This is a genomic window from Lacticaseibacillus sp. 30 (assembly GCF_053819265.1).
Window position 1 is genome coordinate 25,894 of record NZ_JBSOQX010000011.1, and the last position, 16,867, is coordinate 42,760.

The window sequence follows — 16,867 nt, forward strand, 5'->3', positions numbered from 1 at the left end:
TTATTCGTGGTAAGTCAACCCAAAACGTTTTTGTTAATTTGCCACGGGTGCAACGGATGTGGCCACTTTTTTACGTGCAGCTTTTATTCTGTCCTCTGTATAGTATTGCGCTTGCGCATTGAATAAATCGCGATAAATGCCGGATTTAGCCATGAGACTGGCATGCGTACCATCTTGGACGAGTTGCCCATGGTCAAGCACCACAATCCGTTGGGAAAAACGGGTTGAGCTCATGCGATGCGACACATAGATGGCAGTTTTCCCTTCAATGAGCTCGTCAAACCGTTGATAAATTTCATACTCGGAGATGGGATCAAGAGCGGCGGTCGGTTCATCCAGAATCATGATCGGCGCGTTTTTGTACCACGCGCGGGCGATGGCGATTTTTTGGGCTTCGCCGCCAGAGACATCCACACCATCGTCACTTAACGCAGTCGTAATTGGGGTATCGATTGTTTCAGGCATTCGCTTAACCCGATCGGCCACATCCGCAACAGTTAGTGCTTGCCAAACGCGGTCACGATCAGGCTGGGTCGTTGCCGCAACATTTTCCGCGATGCTATAAGCAAAAAGCCGAAAATCCTGAAAAACAACCCCCAGTAGGCTGCGATATTCGTCTTCATCGTATTTTTGAATGTCGATATCGTTAAGGGTGATCATGCCTTCAGTTGGTTTGAACAGGCGCACAAGCAGTTTGATGAGGGTCGTTTTACCACTGCCGTTTCGGCCGACCAAGGCAAGGCGTTCGCCAATATTCAGCGTGAGATTGACGTGCCGCAGCGCCCACTCATCGCTGCCTGGGTATTTAAAGCTCACATCATGAAACTGGATGGCAAATTCGTTGTCGTTGCGCTTCTCGACAGGCAGCGAGCCGGACTTTTCGTGATCAGGCAGGGCCAGAAAATCGACATAGAATTGGAGGTAGTCAACCATATTCACATACATGCCAACTTGCTGAAGAAATTGGTAGGCCGCGGTCATAAGTTGTTGAAAATACCCAACCGCGATCATGACGCTGCCGATTGCAAGGCTACCGAGGAGGGCTTTGGCACCGACTAAGATATAGAGACCGATGACAGCAACGGCGATAGCGAGATTTGGCCAGTGACCGTATTTGGCTATTTGCCAGTCGCCATCCCAAATTTGTTGAAGTGATGCCATGGTGCTGTTTGTTTCTCGATGCATAATGAGGTCACTTGCACGGTAAAGGCGGACAACCTGATGATTGTCCATATTTTCAGTGAAATTGAAAAAATAGGTGAACCTTCGATTACTTGGAATGATTTTTTGAATAACCCCTTGTTGAATGCGATTACTGTGTTTAATGCTCCAACTGCCAACGACAATTGGTAAGATCAACAAAGCCAAAATCATCAAGGGATAACGATCATCATTGAGCCACGCACTGGAGGCTGCCATTGGTTTCATGAGGCTAACAAGTGTCGCAATCCCAAAACCAACAGCGATTATAAGCGAAAAGAAGTCCTGCAACCCTTCTTTCATAAGTGTCGATAAGCCACCACTGAAGGATTGCCCAGCCTGAGCTCCAGCATATGCCTTGCGCATGTCTGGATCTTGGAGCGTGCTGTAGCTAACAGTTAATAGCTTTTCGGTCACAGCGCGATCGAGTCGCCGTTTAACTGCAGTTTCATGATCCTCGGCGCGCTTGTTAAACCAGCCGCCGCACAATTGTAGCAAAAAACGAACGGCCAAAAAGATACCGATTAATAGCATGACTTGTTGTAATGATGCCCGTTGCTGTAGCTGATTCAACACGAGCCCAAGAAAGGCAATGTTGAGATAAGGGATTCCCACGGTTGTGAGGGCACGCATAAATTCAACTGGCAGAGCGGCTGAGTCGAGTTCATAAATGACCCGAACCACACGTAAAGCTCGGACTACCGTATTACTTGCCGGCTTCTTTTTTTCGGCGTCTTTAAAGGTTGTCATTGGCTGGAACCTCCTTTGCTTCAGGTTGATAGTATTTACTTTGAATATGATACATTTGCGCATAACGACCATTGTTTGCGATCAATTGGTCATGCGTCCCTGATTCAAGCACTTGACCGTGATCCATGAAGAGAATGGCGTCACAGAAACGTGTTGAGGCGAGTCGATGCGAGATGAACAGAGAAGTTTTCCCCGAGGCTAATTGAGCATACTCTTGGTAAACCTCGTTTTCGGCGATGGCATCTAAAGCCGCTGTTGGTTCGTCTAACACCAAGACAGGAGCATCTTTATACAGTGCGCGCGCTAACATAAGTTTCTGGGACTGACCGCCTGAAAGTTCGATGCCATCATCGCGAGTGTATCGGGTCATAGGTGTATGAGCTTTTTGTGGTAACGTCGCAACAAAATCAGCTAGACCCGCGTCTTTTAATGCTGACTCGACTCGTTGAGGTTGCGGCGGATTCGTCAATGCCACGTTGTCAGCGAGGCTCAATGCTAGAACGATGGTTTCCTGAAAGACGGGGGCGAACAATGAAAAACGAGTTGCTAGTGGTAATAGATCGGCGCTTAAGCCGTTGATCAGAATGGTGCCGCTTGTTGGGTGTAACAAGCCCATCATCAAACGAGCGAGAGTTGATTTACCTGCGCCATTGACGCCGACGATGGCAAGCTTTTGGCCGGCTTCTAACGTAAAGCTGACATCCTTGAGACTCGCAGTTTTAGCTTCGGGATAGCGGAAGGTTACATGGTCAAAATGAATGGTGACCGGTCGCTGCGCTAGTTGTGTTTGTTCGGAAGTGGTGAGCGGGCGAGCCGGTGTTCGCGGCTTAAGCGTCATGAATTCGCGAAGTTCTTGCAGATCGATACTAGCAGTTTGCAGACCGTTAAAGTCTTTCAACAACTGATCAAGTAGGGTGATGAAACCGTTTGTCATGCCAAACATCAAAGTAAATTGAGCAATGGATAGACTGCCTTGGGTGACAGCAATAACCAAACTCCCGTAGACCAAGGCATCGCGGCATAATCCGGCAAGTTCGCCAACCTGTGTCCCTAAGAAATGCCGCAATGAGTTGCGGCGTTGCCAAGCATCTTGAAGTGAGAGGAGTCGATCAAGATGGGTGTGATACCAACCGGCCATCCCAAACATCCGAATATCCTTACCGTTTTCAAGCGCATAGGCATTGCGGGAGATATAAGCTTGCTGGCGGCTGAGCTTATTCCAATTGACGTTGTTTGTTTGATACCACTTGCGGTACCAGCTCAGCCCGGCATAACTGATGGCAGCGCTGAGAAGAACCAATGCAAACACCCACGGAATGACGGTTGATAACGTTGCCAGGAAAATGAACAAGGTCGCGATATCGATCAAAGTGCCACGACCATAAATGTAGATTGCCTCTGAACCAGCATATGTCCAACTCAACCCTTTACTGAAAGCGGTGTGCGCCAACCCTTGAACTTTGCCGCTGCTGATTTGGTCATAATCCAGATCCCATTGTTTCTGATGAAAGTCCATCTCAATGACGGTACGTAATTTGGTGCTTTTAACGTTATCGTGGGTCATTAAAAGATAATCAACTTCACTGGTAATGGCTAATCCCAAGCCAGTTAAACCAGCTAACCAAGCAAATTCCCCCAATGTTGCATGTTGCACGATGGCACCGACCAACAATGCCGGGGTGAAAACTCCCAGCAAGGCTGCAGCCGCTTTATCAATGGCGAGACCGGTTGCGGTCCAAGCAAGTGACGGTTCATCTTTTCGCAAGTAAGTTAAGTACCACCTTAAGTTGTTGAACAACCCGTATTTTTTCATGTCGATCACCTCGTTGATCTTAATCTAGCAAAAAATCGGCCACTCGCGGCAGATTATGCGTGAGTGGTCGATTTAACGGCGTGAATGGGAATCGCAATCTCGGTGACAAAGACGGAAGCTTCATATTGGCGATTGATCATGCCATTATACTTGGCCACGAGTTTGTTGACGCGCCGGATACCGAGGCCGCGTTTGTCACTTTTGGTTGAGGCGTACTGATAGTCGATTTCTTGTTCGGCAGGCCGGGTATTGGTGACAGAGAGGTAAAACTGTTGCTTGACGATGCCGATATACAGCCGCAGTTGGCGCGGCTCACCGGCCGGTTGCTCACTGATCGCTTCGATGGCGTTATCTAATAGGTTTCCTAAGATGACCACCAAATCGACATCTTTAATTAACGGAGTGCTGCCGACAATCACTTTTTCATTGACGGGGATGTGCAACCGTTCGGCCAATGTCAGCTTAGCATTGACGATAGCGTCCAACATGGCATTGCCAGAGTGAACGAGCGGATCAACTTCGTCCAGTTTGTCTTCTAGTTCGTCGAGATAGGCTCGGGCTGCCTGCGTATCCTGATTATCTAAGTAGGCTTTGAGCGCCTGTAGATGATCATGGTAATCATGGCGCCATCCGCGCATATTGGCATAAAGTTCCTGCACTTCTTGCGAATATTGGGCCATCATTTTATCGAGGCTGCGGGCGAATACGGCGTCCTGATCGTTGAGGAATTGACGCATTAAGACGAACTCCAAGCTGCCGGTCAAAAAGGTGCTGCAAAAAAGTACAAGCCGCACACTTGACAGCGGCCAAAGCCACCAACCGCCCAAGGCCAGCAATGTGACAGCCAGATTCAAACCTCGCACAGGCCAATTTTGTTGTCGGCGGAAGGTCCACCATAGAAGCAGGCAACAGCCAACTGTCAACAGGCCGAATGCGGCTAACCACCACCATTCATTCACTGTCATGAGCCAACCCCCGAAAATGTTTAAAGAAGGCCCGTTTGACAAGCGGTGCTTGTTGCCGAGAAACCGGGTAACTGGTGCCATCAGCCATGACGACGGTGTTTTTCTCAAGTTGCGACAAAAAATTGAGGTTGATGACAATTGATCGATAGATTTGAATAAAATTCTCGTCGAGTTGAGGAAGAAACTCTTTTAGCTGACCAGCGACCGTGTACGTCATTTTCTGGGTGTGCACCTGCAAGCAATGATCGGTTACTTCGATGGCACTGATATCATACATGGCGACACGCTGAATGCCGTTGGCGGTGGTGAAGGCCAACAGCTTTGGTTGCGTTTGCGCGGCGACTTTGGTGATGAGATGCTGCAGCTTGTCACTTGTGAGCGGCTTGATGACATAATCAATCGCGTTGACATCATAGCCGTCAAAAACGAATTCATCATAGTTACTGACAAACGCAATCGCCGTGTCCGCGTCATGTTCCCGAATCTGCTTTGCAAGTGTCATCCCATCCATGCCCGAGCCTAACTTGATATCAAGCAACAACAGATCGGCAGGCTGATCAGCAAAAAGAAAGGCCTCTGCAGTTGGATAAGCCGTCACTTGTAAAGGTTGCGTGGGCGTGGTCAGTTGGCTAAGCAGCTGGGTTGTTGCTTGCCGCGTGGCTGTCTGATCGTCAATGATGGCAATGCGCATGGATAGAGGCCTCCTTTTCTGAATTTAGTTCATTGTACTGCAACTGTACCAATCATTTGGTCGCTTTTCCAGAAAGCTAGCTAGGGTGAGTCAGCTTTTTTTGACTGCTGACACTTCGGTTGCTACCGAGCTGCCCCGCGCTCACAAAAAAATCGCCCGAATTGTGTCGGACGATTGGGTGGTAAACTTCGATTAGTGAAGCTCAACCTTCAAGGCCAATTGCTTGTTGGCACCAGCAGATAGCGTGGTGTTGCCGAGCTTGGTGTACCAGTCGGTTGGTTCGCCAGCTTGATCTGGCAGACCATCGAATGGCTCAACGGCGATGAAAGGCGCCTTTTTATGTTCTGGGCTCCAGATGGTGAGATATGGAAAGTCGCTGATATCGAGGGTGATGCTGTGGTCATGGTGCGGTGATGCGAGGGTTGCCTTGGCAATTTCGCTGTTAGCGAGAATCACGAGACCACCATCAAGAAGATCATGTGTCAGGGGCAAACGATTGCCTTCTGCGCCGGGGATGTCCTCAACATCGCCATTGCGGAATGGAACAGGGCCGATGCCGAACCGTTGTAGTGGGCTGTTTAATGGTTCAACAGTGAGGTCGTAATCGTCGAAACTGCCATCAGCTTTCAAGCCGACATTAAAGGCAGGGTGGAACCCTAAAGCAAAGGGCATTGATTTAGGATCGTCATTTGTGACCGTGTAGTGTACGCTGAGGCCGCCGTCCGTCAACATGTAAGTGACAGCCAAGGTATACTCAAACGGGAACTTCTTCAATGTCTCAGCATTTTGATGTTGCGTGAAGGTGACCGCTGAGTCGCTCTTATCGCTGACATCAAAGTCATAGTCACGAGCAAATCCATGCTGACTCATTGGATAGGTTTTTGCGCCTAACCGATATTGATCCTGATTAGACTTCCCGATAGATGGGAACAGAATAGGCGCATGCCGATTCCAAAAAGTCTTGTCACCTGTCCAGACATACTCATAGTTGTCGGCTTTATTTACCAGCGACTGCAATTCAGCACCGCGCTCGGCAATACCTGCTTTAAATTTGCTGTTTTCAATTGTGATCAACTTGAATTACCTCCTAATAGACGAAAACGCATTCAATACCAGTCTACCACTGGATCACTGACCTGTAATGATTGTTAGCAAGTTTTTCGAACTTCATTTTGATGTTTGCAGTGGTCACAAAAACATGTCCGCAGTCATAAAAAAAGAACCGATCATCATAATCGGTCCTTTCTTGCAACTATGGTTAAAGATTAACCTTCAACTTTGTCAGTCCAAGGGGTTGCAGTTTCTGCAAGCACCTTGTTCAAACGATCAATGTTAGCCTTGCCTTCGGTCTGCAGCCACTTCTTACCAGCAGCTTCGCCTTCAGCAGCATATGGCTTAACACCCGGCTTCCAAGTTGCACGGCCACAGAGAACACCATTAAAGGCTGAACCTGCTTGCTTAGCAAACTTGAGTTCTTCAAGGAACAATTCGTTGGTGACACCAGCGGACAGGAAGATGAATGGGAGATCCGTTGCATCTGACTGTTCCTTGTAATACTTAGCGGCTTCTTCCTTGCTGTAAACAGGGGTAACGCCGTCATCGGTGTAGCCTTCAACAAACTTTTGATCAACTGGAACTTCAAGCTTCAAAACAGAAACATTGTATTGCGGCTTGCTGAATTCCTTGGTGATCTTGATGACCTTTTCAGGCTTAGCTTTAGCCCATGCAGCTGTACCAGTTTCGTTGGTCTTACCATCGTAAGAAACCAATTCAAGGAACAGTGGCAGGTCATTAGCCTTTGCTTCAGCACCAACACGTTCAACGAAAGCATACTTGCGATCATTGATAGCGTCTGGTTCATCCGGATCGATGTAGAGCAAGAACTTAACAGCGTCGCCGCCTTCGTTCTTAATGCGCAAAGCACTTTGGTTGTCGATCAGATCTGGGAAACGGCCAGGTTCGGTAGCATCGTAACCAGTCTTTTCATATGAAAGGAGTAGGCCAGACTTAGGATCGCGAACCTTAGCAGCCGGCAAGCCATATTCTGGGTCAAGCAGAATAGCGCTGGCGTATTTGGTTAATTCTTCAGAGACTGCCTTCTTGAAATCAACAATCGTGGTTTCATCAGCCGGCTTGTTAGCTGCAGCTGCAAGCATCTTCTTCAGGGAACCGCGTTGGTCAATGGCCAAAGCTGAGATCACATTGTCATCATTTGACAATTGCTTCAAGTGCTTCAACTGACCAGCAGTAAGTTTAACAGACATGTAAAAATACCTCCTAGGTAATCCTTAAATGTTCAGTACCTCCATAGTATAGAACAAAATAGAAGTAATAGACATTTTTCGCGGAGCATTTTCATGAAAATCAAAGAAAAAGCGCGGATAATAAATGGTTTCTTGAAATGATCATCCGACGATGAGCCTAGGCAAACTGCGTGCTATACTCTAAACATATTGAGAATTTGTAAAGATAGGTGAAATGCATGACTGATTTGATCACGCCAGAGCTGGTCTATTTTCTGAATACACCCACGCAAGCAGCTTTTTTTAAAACGATTAGCACAGCACTTGTTGACCAGCAAATTATGGTGCCGGCTGGGAAAGAAGCGTTGATCACACGCGAGCAGACATTTCCTTCTGGCATGCAACTAAATGAAGTGGCAGATGGCTTGCCGAATATTGCCATTCCGCATTTGGAAGGCGAATTAGTGAAACAAACGCGGTTGGTGGTTGTTCATTTTGCTATTCCGGTCGCCTTCAAAGATTTAGCCGATGCTAGTCGGATTTTACCAGTGAACTGGGTGTTCATGCTCATGAATGCTGAGCCGCAGAAACAACCGGAACGCATGGCACAGTTGATTCGCGCTTTAACGCAATCGCCAGCTGCGCAATTGAAGCGACTATTTGCTGCCAAAAAAGCCGCTCAAGTTGCACGGTTGCTGACACCGCTTATGACAGAAGCATAAAAGAAAGTTGAGATCGCATGGATATTTTTGATTCACACACCCATTTGAATGACACGCCCTATCAAGGCAAAGAAGCCGAGTATATCGAAAACGCTCGGCAACTTGGTGTCAAGAAGATGGCGATTGTCGGCTCTGACACAGCTTTGAATGCCGGCGCATTGGCGTTGGCCCACCAGTATGACAATTTATATGCCATTGTTGGTTGGCATCCCGAGTCTAGCAAGGATTATGACGCGGCCAAAGAGGCATTGCTAATCAAGCAACTGGCGGATTCTAAAGTTGTAGCCTTAGGCGAAATCGGCTTAGATTATCACTGGGATACCTCGCCACGGGAAATTCAGCGACGGGTTTTTCGTCGGCAACTTGAGATTGCACGTTCGTTGAAAATACCGGTGTCAATTCACAGTCGCGATGCCTTTGACGATACCTATGACATCTTAAAAAAGGCTCATGTTGAAGACTTCGGCGCGATCATGCATAGCTTCACCGGCGATGCAACTTGGGGTCAACGTTTTCTGGATCTGGGTTTATACATTTCATACTCTGGCATTGTCAGCTTTAAAAATGCACCGGAAGAACATGCCAGTGCCAAAATTGTGCCCAATGATCGACTGTTAGTGGAAACGGATGCGCCTTATCTCACGCCGACACCCTATCGCGGCCGGCAGAATCAACCGGGCTACACGCGGTATGTGGTGGAGGCCTTGGCGAAATTACGTGAAACGACGCCGGAAGTGATTGCCAAGCAAACATGGGACAATGCCCATCGCATCTTTGGATTAAAGGAAAAAGCATGACAACTATCAAACAAGTCGTGGTCGTTGAAGGCCGCGATGATACGAAAAGATTGAAAGAAACTTTTGGTGCCATTGACACCATTGAAACCCGCGGCAGTGCAATTGACGAGGCAACGCTCGAACGCATTCGGCAAGCACAGGCTAAACGCGGTGTGATTGTGCTGACCGACCCTGATTTCCCGGGTGAGAAAATCCGCAAAACTATTTCCCGCGCGGTTCCAGGGGTGACGCATGCTTTCTTGCCGCGTCGTGAAGGTGTGCCGGATCATAAAGGCTCGTTGGGCATCGAACATGCCAAGCCTGCTGCGTTGCGCGCAGCTTTGCAGCATCTTTTTACAGAAATGCCAGATGCACCGCAAGTGATTAGTCAGCAAGATTTGCTCGCTGCTGATTTAGTCGGTGGTGTCGGTGCCCGCCAACGTCGGGAACAGTTAGGCGAGTTGTTGCATATTGGCTACACAAACGGCAAACAGTTGCTTCGACGACTCGCAGAGTTTCAAATTAGCCGCGCAGCTTTTTTGGCTGCCATGGCCCAAGTAGATGGAGGACAGCATGACAAAACCTGAAAAAGTTGCGCAGCCAGCGGTCACCAACGCTATTTTAAAGCGCCATGGTTTCCATATGCGCAAAGGCTTAGGTCAGAATTTTTTGACCGACTCCAAGATTTTGCAAAAAATTGTGACAGCCGCCGATTTGACCCCTGAGGATGATGTGATCGAAATCGGCCCAGGGATTGGTGCTTTGACCCAATTCTTAGCGGACAGCGCGCATCAGGTGGTGGCACTTGAAATTGATGATCGGTTGCTGCCGATTCTGGATGAAACATTGGCCGATTATCCTAATGCGACGGTCGTGAATGAAGATGTTTTAAAAACCGACCTAGGCGCATTGGTTGCCGAGCATTTTGATGGCAAGCACACCTTAAAGGTTGTTGCCAATCTGCCGTATTACATCACCACACCCATTTTGCTCCATCTTTTACGCGCACAGCTACCACTTCATAGCATGACGGTTATGATGCAAAAAGAAGTGGCAGAACGATTAAGCGCAACGCCGGGGTCAAAAGAATATGGTAGCCTGAGTATTGCAGTTCAACTCGTTGCGAGCGTGGCAACTGCTTTCACGGTAAGCCGTCATGCCTTCGTACCGGCACCCAATGTCGATTCAGCCATTGTCACCTTGACGCAGCGCACCAAACCGCTTGCAGCTTTAACCGATCCAGCCAGTTTTGATCGGCTAGTTCGCGGCGCTTTTGCTTCACGGCGAAAAACACTCTGGAATAATCTTGTGGTCTTATTTGGCAAAACTAACAAGGCTGCCATTCGATCTGCTTTAACAATCGCCGCCATTGACCCTGGTACCCGCGCAGAGCGGCTTTCAATTGCTGATTTTGCTCGGTTAGATCGTGCTTTGCGAGCGGCGGATTTAATCAGTCAGGCTCACGCTTAAGCACGATAAATTTTTACTAAAAACACCAGCATAAATCGCTTGCCGAAATAAGAAACGCGTGGTATAATTGCAAATTTCTTGCTTTCGTGCTATGATAGACTGCAAGAGGTGAAGTGCATGCCAATCACACTAGCAAGCATCAAACGGAAGCTCGATGGAAAAATCGGTGAGAACTTAACGGTCGTTGCACAAGCTGGACGCAAGAAAGTGACGCGGCGACGGGGGACTTTGAAAGAAACCTATCCGGCTATTTTTGTGGTCGATCTCGACCAAGATGAAAATGCGTTCGAGCACGTCTCCTACAGTTACGCGGATCTCTTGACTAAGTCAATTCAGATCACCTTCGAAGGCGAAGAAAAAGCCTCATAACATTGAATTGTTTTAACAATTAAATCTGTTATAAGAAGACCTCGATGTGAGTTGCATCGAGGTCTTTTGCTGTTTTTCATTTCGGATACGGAAACAGCAAGTCACGCATCGTTACGCGATTTTTACCGTGTATCGGTGAAAATCAGCGCATAAAACAGTATACTAAAAATAACTATACGGTCGATGCATACAACGGGGCTTGCGGTGATAGTGATTGACTGGCAAGCGTATGGGTCGCCAGAGACTGGTGGTTGGATGGAACTGATCGAAAAAGCACCGGCCAAGATTAATCTCAGCTTGGATGCCTTGTATCGCCATGACGACGGCGAACATGAGTGGCAGATGGTCATGACATCGGTCGATTTAGCTGACTATGTGATGATTAGCCCGCATCGCAGCATTCAGGTTTCGACAGATAGCGGCTTCCTACCTGAAGATCCGCGCAATCTGGCCTACAAAGCAGCGTTGGCGCTGCAGCGTCACGCCAATATCCGTCAAGGTGCGCGGATTCATATTGAAAAACATATTCCGGTCGCCGCGGGGCTTGGCGGCGGCTCAAGTGATGCAGCTGCCGTTTTGCGAGGGTTGAATTCGCTTTGGCGACTCGGCTATAGTCGGTCGCAATTAGCACGGATCGGCTTAAGTGTTGATAGTGATGTCCCTTACTGTGTTTATTCAGAGACGGCGCTCGTAACTGGTCGTGGTGATGTGGTCACCCCACTTGGCAGCTTGCCGAATTTTTGGGTCGTGTTGGCAAAGCCTCGCGTTTCAGTATCGACGCCGACCATTTTGAATGCCATTGATTATGACGCCGGTCTGCGCCATCCTGATACGCAAACGGTGGTGGCAGGCATTCAAAATCATGACTTTGCACAAATGACGAGTGGCATGGCGAATAGCCTTGAAGCCATCACTGCTAGTCGGTATCCGGAAATGTCCGCCCTCAAGCAGCGGCTACAAAAGTATGGTGCCGAATTCGCGCAAATGTCAGGCAGCGGCCCAACTGTTTTTGGTCTGTGCCAAAAGCACTCCAGAGCCATGCGGGTTTATAACAGCATGAAGGGCTTTTGCCGCGAAGTTTACCTATTACGGCCATTTTGCTTATCCGCCACGGGTCCACGGTTTAGGGGTTGATTTTTAGGTAACGCTAAACCATGATGGGGATAGGAAAATGGAGGGGCGGTTGTCATGGAACAAGTTCAACCAAACAAGGCATTCTTCTGGGGCATTTTACTGAATACAATTTATATTATTGCTGAAGTAGCCTTTGGCATCGGCATTGGATCGGTGGCCTTGGTCGCAGATGCGGTTCACAACTTAGGCGATGTGTTGGGACTCGGATTAGCGTGGTTCGCAGATTGGCTGTCAGGACGGCATCCCACTGTCGAACGGACTTATGGTTATAAGAGTTCTTCGATTTTGGCAGCTTTGGCTAATGCCGCGTTCTTATTAGTGGCTATGGGTGCCATCATTGTTGAGGCGGTCACCCGACTCTCACAAAATGCACCTGTTGAAGGCGGCTGGATGATGCTGGTGGCGGGCGTTGGGATTATTGTCAACGGCGCCACCGCCTTGCTATTCCATGGCGGTTCGCAACATGACTTGAATATTCGCGGCGCTTTCATGCATATGGCCGCCGATGCTGGCGTTTCGCTTGGCGTTGTTCTTGCCGGCGGACTGATTTTGCTGACTGGCTGGGAATGGCTTGATCCCGTGATGTCGATCTTAGTTGCCATTGTCGTTTTGGTTGGCACCTGGAATTTGCTGCGCGATGCGGTCAACCTTGCCATGGCAGCAGTGCCAAAAGATATTGACCCAGTGGCGGTTAAAAAGCTCGTGAATGCTTACCCAACCGTTGCTTCTTGCCACGACCTGCATATTTGGGCATTGAGCACGACCGATGTGGCGCTGACCGTCCATGTCGTGCGCACGACCACAGTTGGCAATGACGACTTCCTCGATGCGCTCAGCCTCTCTTTGCGCGAAAGTTTTGATATTGCGCACACGACGATTCAGGTTGAGTATGGTCCATACGAGCCGCAAAATAAAATGGAGAACCCTTATTAATCAAGTAATTTAAAAAACGTTGTGTCCGCATGGCCAATGCGAGCACAACGTTTTTTATGTGGTTGTCAAATGATTCGTTGGACGATTTTTTAGCGCAGTTGTTTACGGGCATTGTAAAAACGTGGATAGCTGCGGTAAACGGCAATAAAGCTACCGATACTGGTGGCGCCCAGTAACATAAAGGTGACCATGATCTGATACATGATGGCTTTGGTGGGATCAATACCCGCGAAAATCAACCCCGACATCATCCCCGGCAAGCTGACCAACCCTACCGTTTTTGCTGAATCAATCGTCGGCGCCATCCCAGTTTTAATTGCATTGACAATGAGCGATTGACTGGCTTGCTTGAGATCAGCGCCGAGTGCCAAACGTTCAAGGACCTGTTGCCGTAAATCATTGAATTCTGTATTCAAACTGCGATAAGCCAAGCCAATTGCCACCATAACGTTGCTGGCGATCATGCCGCAAATTGGGACGATTTGTGACGGGACAAAACGGATGGCTTTGACCGCGACCAGCATCACCAGCGTTAACCCAGTCGCGGTGGTGATCGCCAACAAACTCGTCACGAGCGCATTTGGAATTGTCCCGGCGCGTTTTTTAGCGTTCCAAGCGGCGTTAAAAATGATGACCGCAATCATGGCCAACGTCAGCCAGACAGTATCGGCTTTGATGATGTAGGTCAGGACGAAACCAACAACAGTCAACTGGATGACAGCCCGCACAACACCGATAATCAAATCTTTGGTCATGCCGAGATCTTCTTTTAGGTTGATCGCTAGTGCAATCAAGACCAAGATAAGTGCTAGCAATAAGGTGATGGGTGACACAATGAGCTGATTACTCATGAGCGGCCTCCTCGAATTGTCCAGCAACTAGCCGCAGCAATTGTTTAGCGGCTTGAATCTCGCCTTCATCATGGGTGACGCGGATCAAGGTGATGCCTTGGTCATTTTGTTTTTGTAATAAGGCATGAATGACCGTTTTGGTGTCAGGATCTAACCCAGCAGTCACTTCGTCAAGTAACAGCACTTTTGGCGGAAAGAAAAGATGCCGCAACAACGCCACTCGCTGACGTTCGCCGCCGGAAAGGTTTTTGACCGGATCGTCGAGCATGGTTTTGGCTAAATCAACGCTTTCTAAAGCACGCTCGGCTTCTTCACGGGGCATTTTTTGATGACGAATGGTGAATGGAAACTGCAGATCATCAGCAACGGTACCATGAAACAACGCGGGCTGCTGCGCACAATAAGAAACTTCGCGGCGATAACTGATCGGATCATAATCGTCCTGCGGTTTGCCATTATAGCGAATGGTTCCGCTCGTTGGTGTTAGCAGCGTCGCCAGCAGACGAAGCAAGGTGCTTTTTCCTGAACCCGAATGACCGGCAATGGTAAGATCTGCACCCCACGGAATCGTCAGATTGATGTCATGCAGGATCGCATTTTTTTCCGGCGCAAACGTCACATGACTCAGTTCAAAACAATTCATGGTTTGCCCTCCTCATTTTTCCTCTTTATAATCATTCTAATATAGAATGGCGTAAGAAGCCAATCAGACGTAGCAATTTTTCCGTTAAAAAGAAACACAAGATGAGCAAATGCGAACGTTCGTTGAAAAAACAACGCAAAAGGGTCGAAATTTTCGGTTAAAACGTTTATACTTGTTGAGATTATCACGCAATGTTAGTGTAGTGCTAAATATTCGGTGTTAGGAGCGAAATGATGAAAGTAAGACGAAGTGACCGGTTAATTGATATGACCCGGTATTTATTAGAACGACCGCATACCTTGATTCCACTGACTTTTTTCTCAAAACGGTATGAGAGTGCGAAGTCTTCTATCAGTGAAGATCTGGCTATTGTCCGGCGAACATTTGCCCAGCGACAGACGGGCATTCTTGAAACGGTGCCAGGCGCAGCAGGCGGTGTGCGCTATATTCCGATCATGGGAGAAGATGAGGCGGAAAACTTTATTGCCGCTATGTCCAAACGTTTATCCGAGACAGATCGCTTATTGCCAGGCGGCTACGTTTATCTTTCCGATCTGTTAGGAACACCTAGTGTGCTACGGCAAATTGGGCGATTAATTGCCACCCAATATCGCGAGGCCCATGTCGATGCTGTCATGACGGTTGCAACCAAAGGTATTCCAATTGCGCAAAGTGTTAGTCAGTATCTGAATGTGCCGTTTGTGATTGTGCGCCGTGACTCCAAGATTACGGAAGGTTCCACAGTGTCCGTGAACTATGTGTCCGGTTCATCTGCGCGAATTGAAAAGATGGAACTGAGTAAACGCAGCTTGCCAGCTAACTCAAGAGTTCTGATTGTGGACGACTTCATGAAAGGCGGCGGCACCGTCAATGGCATGAAGGCTCTGATTGATGAATTCAATGCCAAAATGGTCGGTATTACGGTTTTCGCTGAAGGTAAGTTCGACGGTGATCGGATGGTCAGTGAATATACATCATTGATTCGGGTTGACAAGGTGGACACTAAAGCCAATACGCTTCATGCCACAGCTGGCAATTTTCTAGATCAGAATCGTCAACTACTCGGGGTGGCTGGTCAATGAGTGCTTATCTCGGACCGGTCAGAACTGCGATCATCACGTTTCCGTTTTTAGCGCTGGTGTTGGCATTACCATTTCTGGTCGTCGTTTATCGACGGTACGGTGCCTTTAGCTGGTGGCGTGCAGTCGTGATCTACTCGTTCGTCTTTTATCTGCTATCAGCCTACTTTTTGATTATTTTGCCGTTGCCTTCGCGAGCAGCAGTTGCGCAGTTCACCGGGCCTAAATATAATCTGGAGCCGTTCATGGCGTTGCGTTATTTCGTGCATACAACCGTGTTCGTGCCAACCAATCCGCATACTTGGTTGGCAGCGTTAAAGCAATCCGCTTTCATTCAGCCGTTCTTTAACGTCGTTTTGACGATTCCGTTTGGCTTTTACTTGCGCTATTACTTCAAACGCAGCGTGCCGCAGATTATCTTGATGAGTTTTGGCTTAAGTTTATTCTTCGAACTGACGCAATTGTCAGGACTCTACGGTTATTATCCGCGTCCGAATCGACTCTTTGACGTTGATGACCTGATTTTGAATACGACAGGCGGCTTTTTGGGCGGTGTGTTTGCACCAATTCTGATGCGCGCGTTGCCGTCACGGGACATCATTGATGCGAAAAGTCAGGCGCGCGGTGCTCGGGTGACTTTGGCTCGCCGATTTGCTGCGTTTATCATTGATTTCGTTCTCTTCAGTGGGATTATTGGCGTGTTAATTCAAATCCTGCTGCATTTGCTGGGACTGGATCAGCTACCAGGTTTTCTCGGCAATTATGTCCTGCCGCTATTCTTTGTCTTTGTTCTTTGGCCAGCATTTAATCAAGGGCAGACACTGGGAAAAAGTCTTGTACGAATCAAAATAGTTCGGACAAATGGCCAGCCGATTGGGTTCTGGCGTCTCTTTTTACGTGAGAGTCTGCTTTACGGGCTGGCTTTGCCGAGCTTTATGGGATTGAATTACTTTTTTGGCGAGTATTTCGGCGCCTTCCATCAAACCGAAATCAATTTAGCGGCGCTGGGATTCTTTGGCCTCTTGTCGCTACTCTTTCTCATCAATTTTGCATGGGAAATCATTTCGCGTCATCACCGTTTCTTTTACGATGCATGGACCGATACCACCCAAATTAGTACCTTCCAGTCACAACCAAAAGATCCTGTTGCTAGGCAGGATTCAGGCAATGACGATGACATACAAAAGTCATAAGCCAATCATAGTCAACAACAGACCCGTGGCAACAT

Annotated in this window: 17 protein-coding genes; 9 read left to right on the plus strand and 8 right to left on the minus strand. The window is 48.2% G+C overall.

Annotation, left to right across the window (positions count from 1 at the left end):
• Positions 1 to 33 precede the first annotated feature (33 nt).
• From ACWPAB_RS08545 to ACWPAB_RS08570, 6 genes are all read right to left on the minus strand, one after another.
• Entirely contained in the window at positions 34 to 1,950 is a 1,917-nt protein-coding gene (locus ACWPAB_RS08545) for an ABC transporter ATP-binding protein (protein WP_003581136.1), read from the minus strand.
• Positions 1,937 to 3,763 (minus strand): ABC transporter ATP-binding protein, encoded by a 1,827-nt coding sequence (locus ACWPAB_RS08550; protein WP_003585689.1) that lies wholly within the window; start codon positions 3,761 to 3,763, stop codon positions 1,937 to 1,939. The genes ACWPAB_RS08545 and ACWPAB_RS08550 overlap by 14 nt, the downstream gene beginning before the upstream one ends.
• A gap of 53 nt (positions 3,764 to 3,816) precedes the next feature.
• The gene (locus ACWPAB_RS08555) at positions 3,817 to 4,728 is read right to left on the minus strand and encodes a sensor histidine kinase (protein ID WP_003581132.1); all 912 of its coding nucleotides are present in this window, start codon (positions 4,726 to 4,728) and stop codon (positions 3,817 to 3,819) included.
• Positions 4,715 to 5,419: a LytR/AlgR family response regulator transcription factor gene (locus tag ACWPAB_RS08560; protein ID WP_003581130.1), complete on the minus strand. Its 705-nt coding sequence runs from the start codon at positions 5,417 to 5,419 to the stop codon at positions 4,715 to 4,717. Before ACWPAB_RS08560 ends, ACWPAB_RS08555 begins: the two co-directional genes overlap by 14 nt.
• Before the next feature lie 192 nt (positions 5,420 to 5,611).
• Positions 5,612 to 6,493, minus strand: a complete 882-nt coding sequence (locus ACWPAB_RS08565) for an aldose 1-epimerase family protein (protein ID WP_003581128.1) — start codon at positions 6,491 to 6,493, stop codon at positions 5,612 to 5,614.
• Between the two features lie 191 nt (positions 6,494 to 6,684).
• Entirely contained in the window at positions 6,685 to 7,683 is a 999-nt protein-coding gene (locus ACWPAB_RS08570) for a tagatose 1,6-diphosphate aldolase (RefSeq protein WP_003567744.1), read from the minus strand.
• Positions 7,684 to 7,901: 218 nt separating this feature from the next.
• Between ACWPAB_RS08570 and ACWPAB_RS08575 the strand changes: the two genes are divergently transcribed.
• From ACWPAB_RS08575 to ACWPAB_RS08605, 7 genes are all read left to right on the plus strand, one after another.
• A complete protein-coding gene (locus tag ACWPAB_RS08575; protein ID WP_003581126.1) occupies positions 7,902 to 8,384 on the plus strand; it encodes a PTS sugar transporter subunit IIA in 483 nt (160 codons plus the stop codon).
• Between the two features lie 17 nt (positions 8,385 to 8,401).
• Entirely contained in the window at positions 8,402 to 9,181 is a 780-nt protein-coding gene (locus tag ACWPAB_RS08580) for a TatD family hydrolase (protein WP_003567740.1), read from the plus strand.
• The gene (gene rnmV, locus ACWPAB_RS08585) at positions 9,178 to 9,747 is read left to right on the plus strand and encodes a ribonuclease M5 (RefSeq protein WP_003567738.1); all 570 of its coding nucleotides are present in this window, start codon (positions 9,178 to 9,180) and stop codon (positions 9,745 to 9,747) included. The genes ACWPAB_RS08580 and rnmV overlap by 4 nt, the downstream gene beginning before the upstream one ends.
• Positions 9,734 to 10,630 (plus strand): 16S rRNA (adenine(1518)-N(6)/adenine(1519)-N(6))-dimethyltransferase RsmA, encoded by an 897-nt coding sequence (gene rsmA / locus ACWPAB_RS08590; RefSeq protein ID WP_003581123.1) that lies wholly within the window; start codon positions 9,734 to 9,736, stop codon positions 10,628 to 10,630. The genes rnmV and rsmA overlap by 14 nt, the downstream gene beginning before the upstream one ends.
• Before the next feature lie 117 nt (positions 10,631 to 10,747).
• Complete coding sequence (locus tag ACWPAB_RS08595) at positions 10,748 to 10,999, plus strand: Veg family protein (RefSeq protein WP_016381894.1); 252 nt, start codon at positions 10,748 to 10,750, stop codon at positions 10,997 to 10,999.
• A gap of 255 nt (positions 11,000 to 11,254) precedes the next feature.
• A complete protein-coding gene (ispE, locus tag ACWPAB_RS08600; protein ID WP_003581121.1) occupies positions 11,255 to 12,133 on the plus strand; it encodes a 4-(cytidine 5'-diphospho)-2-C-methyl-D-erythritol kinase in 879 nt (292 codons plus the stop codon).
• A 54-nt stretch (positions 12,134 to 12,187) separates the two neighbouring features.
• Positions 12,188 to 13,066 (plus strand): cation diffusion facilitator family transporter, encoded by an 879-nt coding sequence (locus ACWPAB_RS08605; protein WP_003567730.1) that lies wholly within the window; start codon positions 12,188 to 12,190, stop codon positions 13,064 to 13,066.
• 89 nt (positions 13,067 to 13,155) lie between these two features.
• Here ACWPAB_RS08605 and ACWPAB_RS08610 read toward each other — a convergent pair whose 3' ends face one another.
• Positions 13,156 to 13,917, minus strand: coding sequence for an ABC transporter permease (locus ACWPAB_RS08610; protein WP_003567728.1), 762 nt, complete (start codon positions 13,915 to 13,917; stop codon positions 13,156 to 13,158).
• Positions 13,910 to 14,560, minus strand: coding sequence for an ABC transporter ATP-binding protein (locus tag ACWPAB_RS08615; RefSeq protein ID WP_003567726.1), 651 nt, complete (start codon positions 14,558 to 14,560; stop codon positions 13,910 to 13,912). The genes ACWPAB_RS08610 and ACWPAB_RS08615 overlap by 8 nt, the downstream gene beginning before the upstream one ends.
• A 233-nt stretch (positions 14,561 to 14,793) precedes the next feature.
• Here ACWPAB_RS08615 and purR point away from each other — a divergent pair, with 233 nt between their 5' ends.
• Together purR and ACWPAB_RS08625 are read left to right on the plus strand one after the other, a co-directional pair.
• The gene (purR, locus tag ACWPAB_RS08620) at positions 14,794 to 15,642 is read left to right on the plus strand and encodes a pur operon repressor (protein ID WP_016380950.1); all 849 of its coding nucleotides are present in this window, start codon (positions 14,794 to 14,796) and stop codon (positions 15,640 to 15,642) included.
• Complete coding sequence (locus ACWPAB_RS08625) at positions 15,639 to 16,832, plus strand: VanZ family protein (RefSeq protein ID WP_016380951.1); 1,194 nt, start codon at positions 15,639 to 15,641, stop codon at positions 16,830 to 16,832. The genes purR and ACWPAB_RS08625 overlap by 4 nt, the downstream gene beginning before the upstream one ends.
• The last annotated feature ends 35 nt before the right edge of the window (positions 16,833 to 16,867 follow it).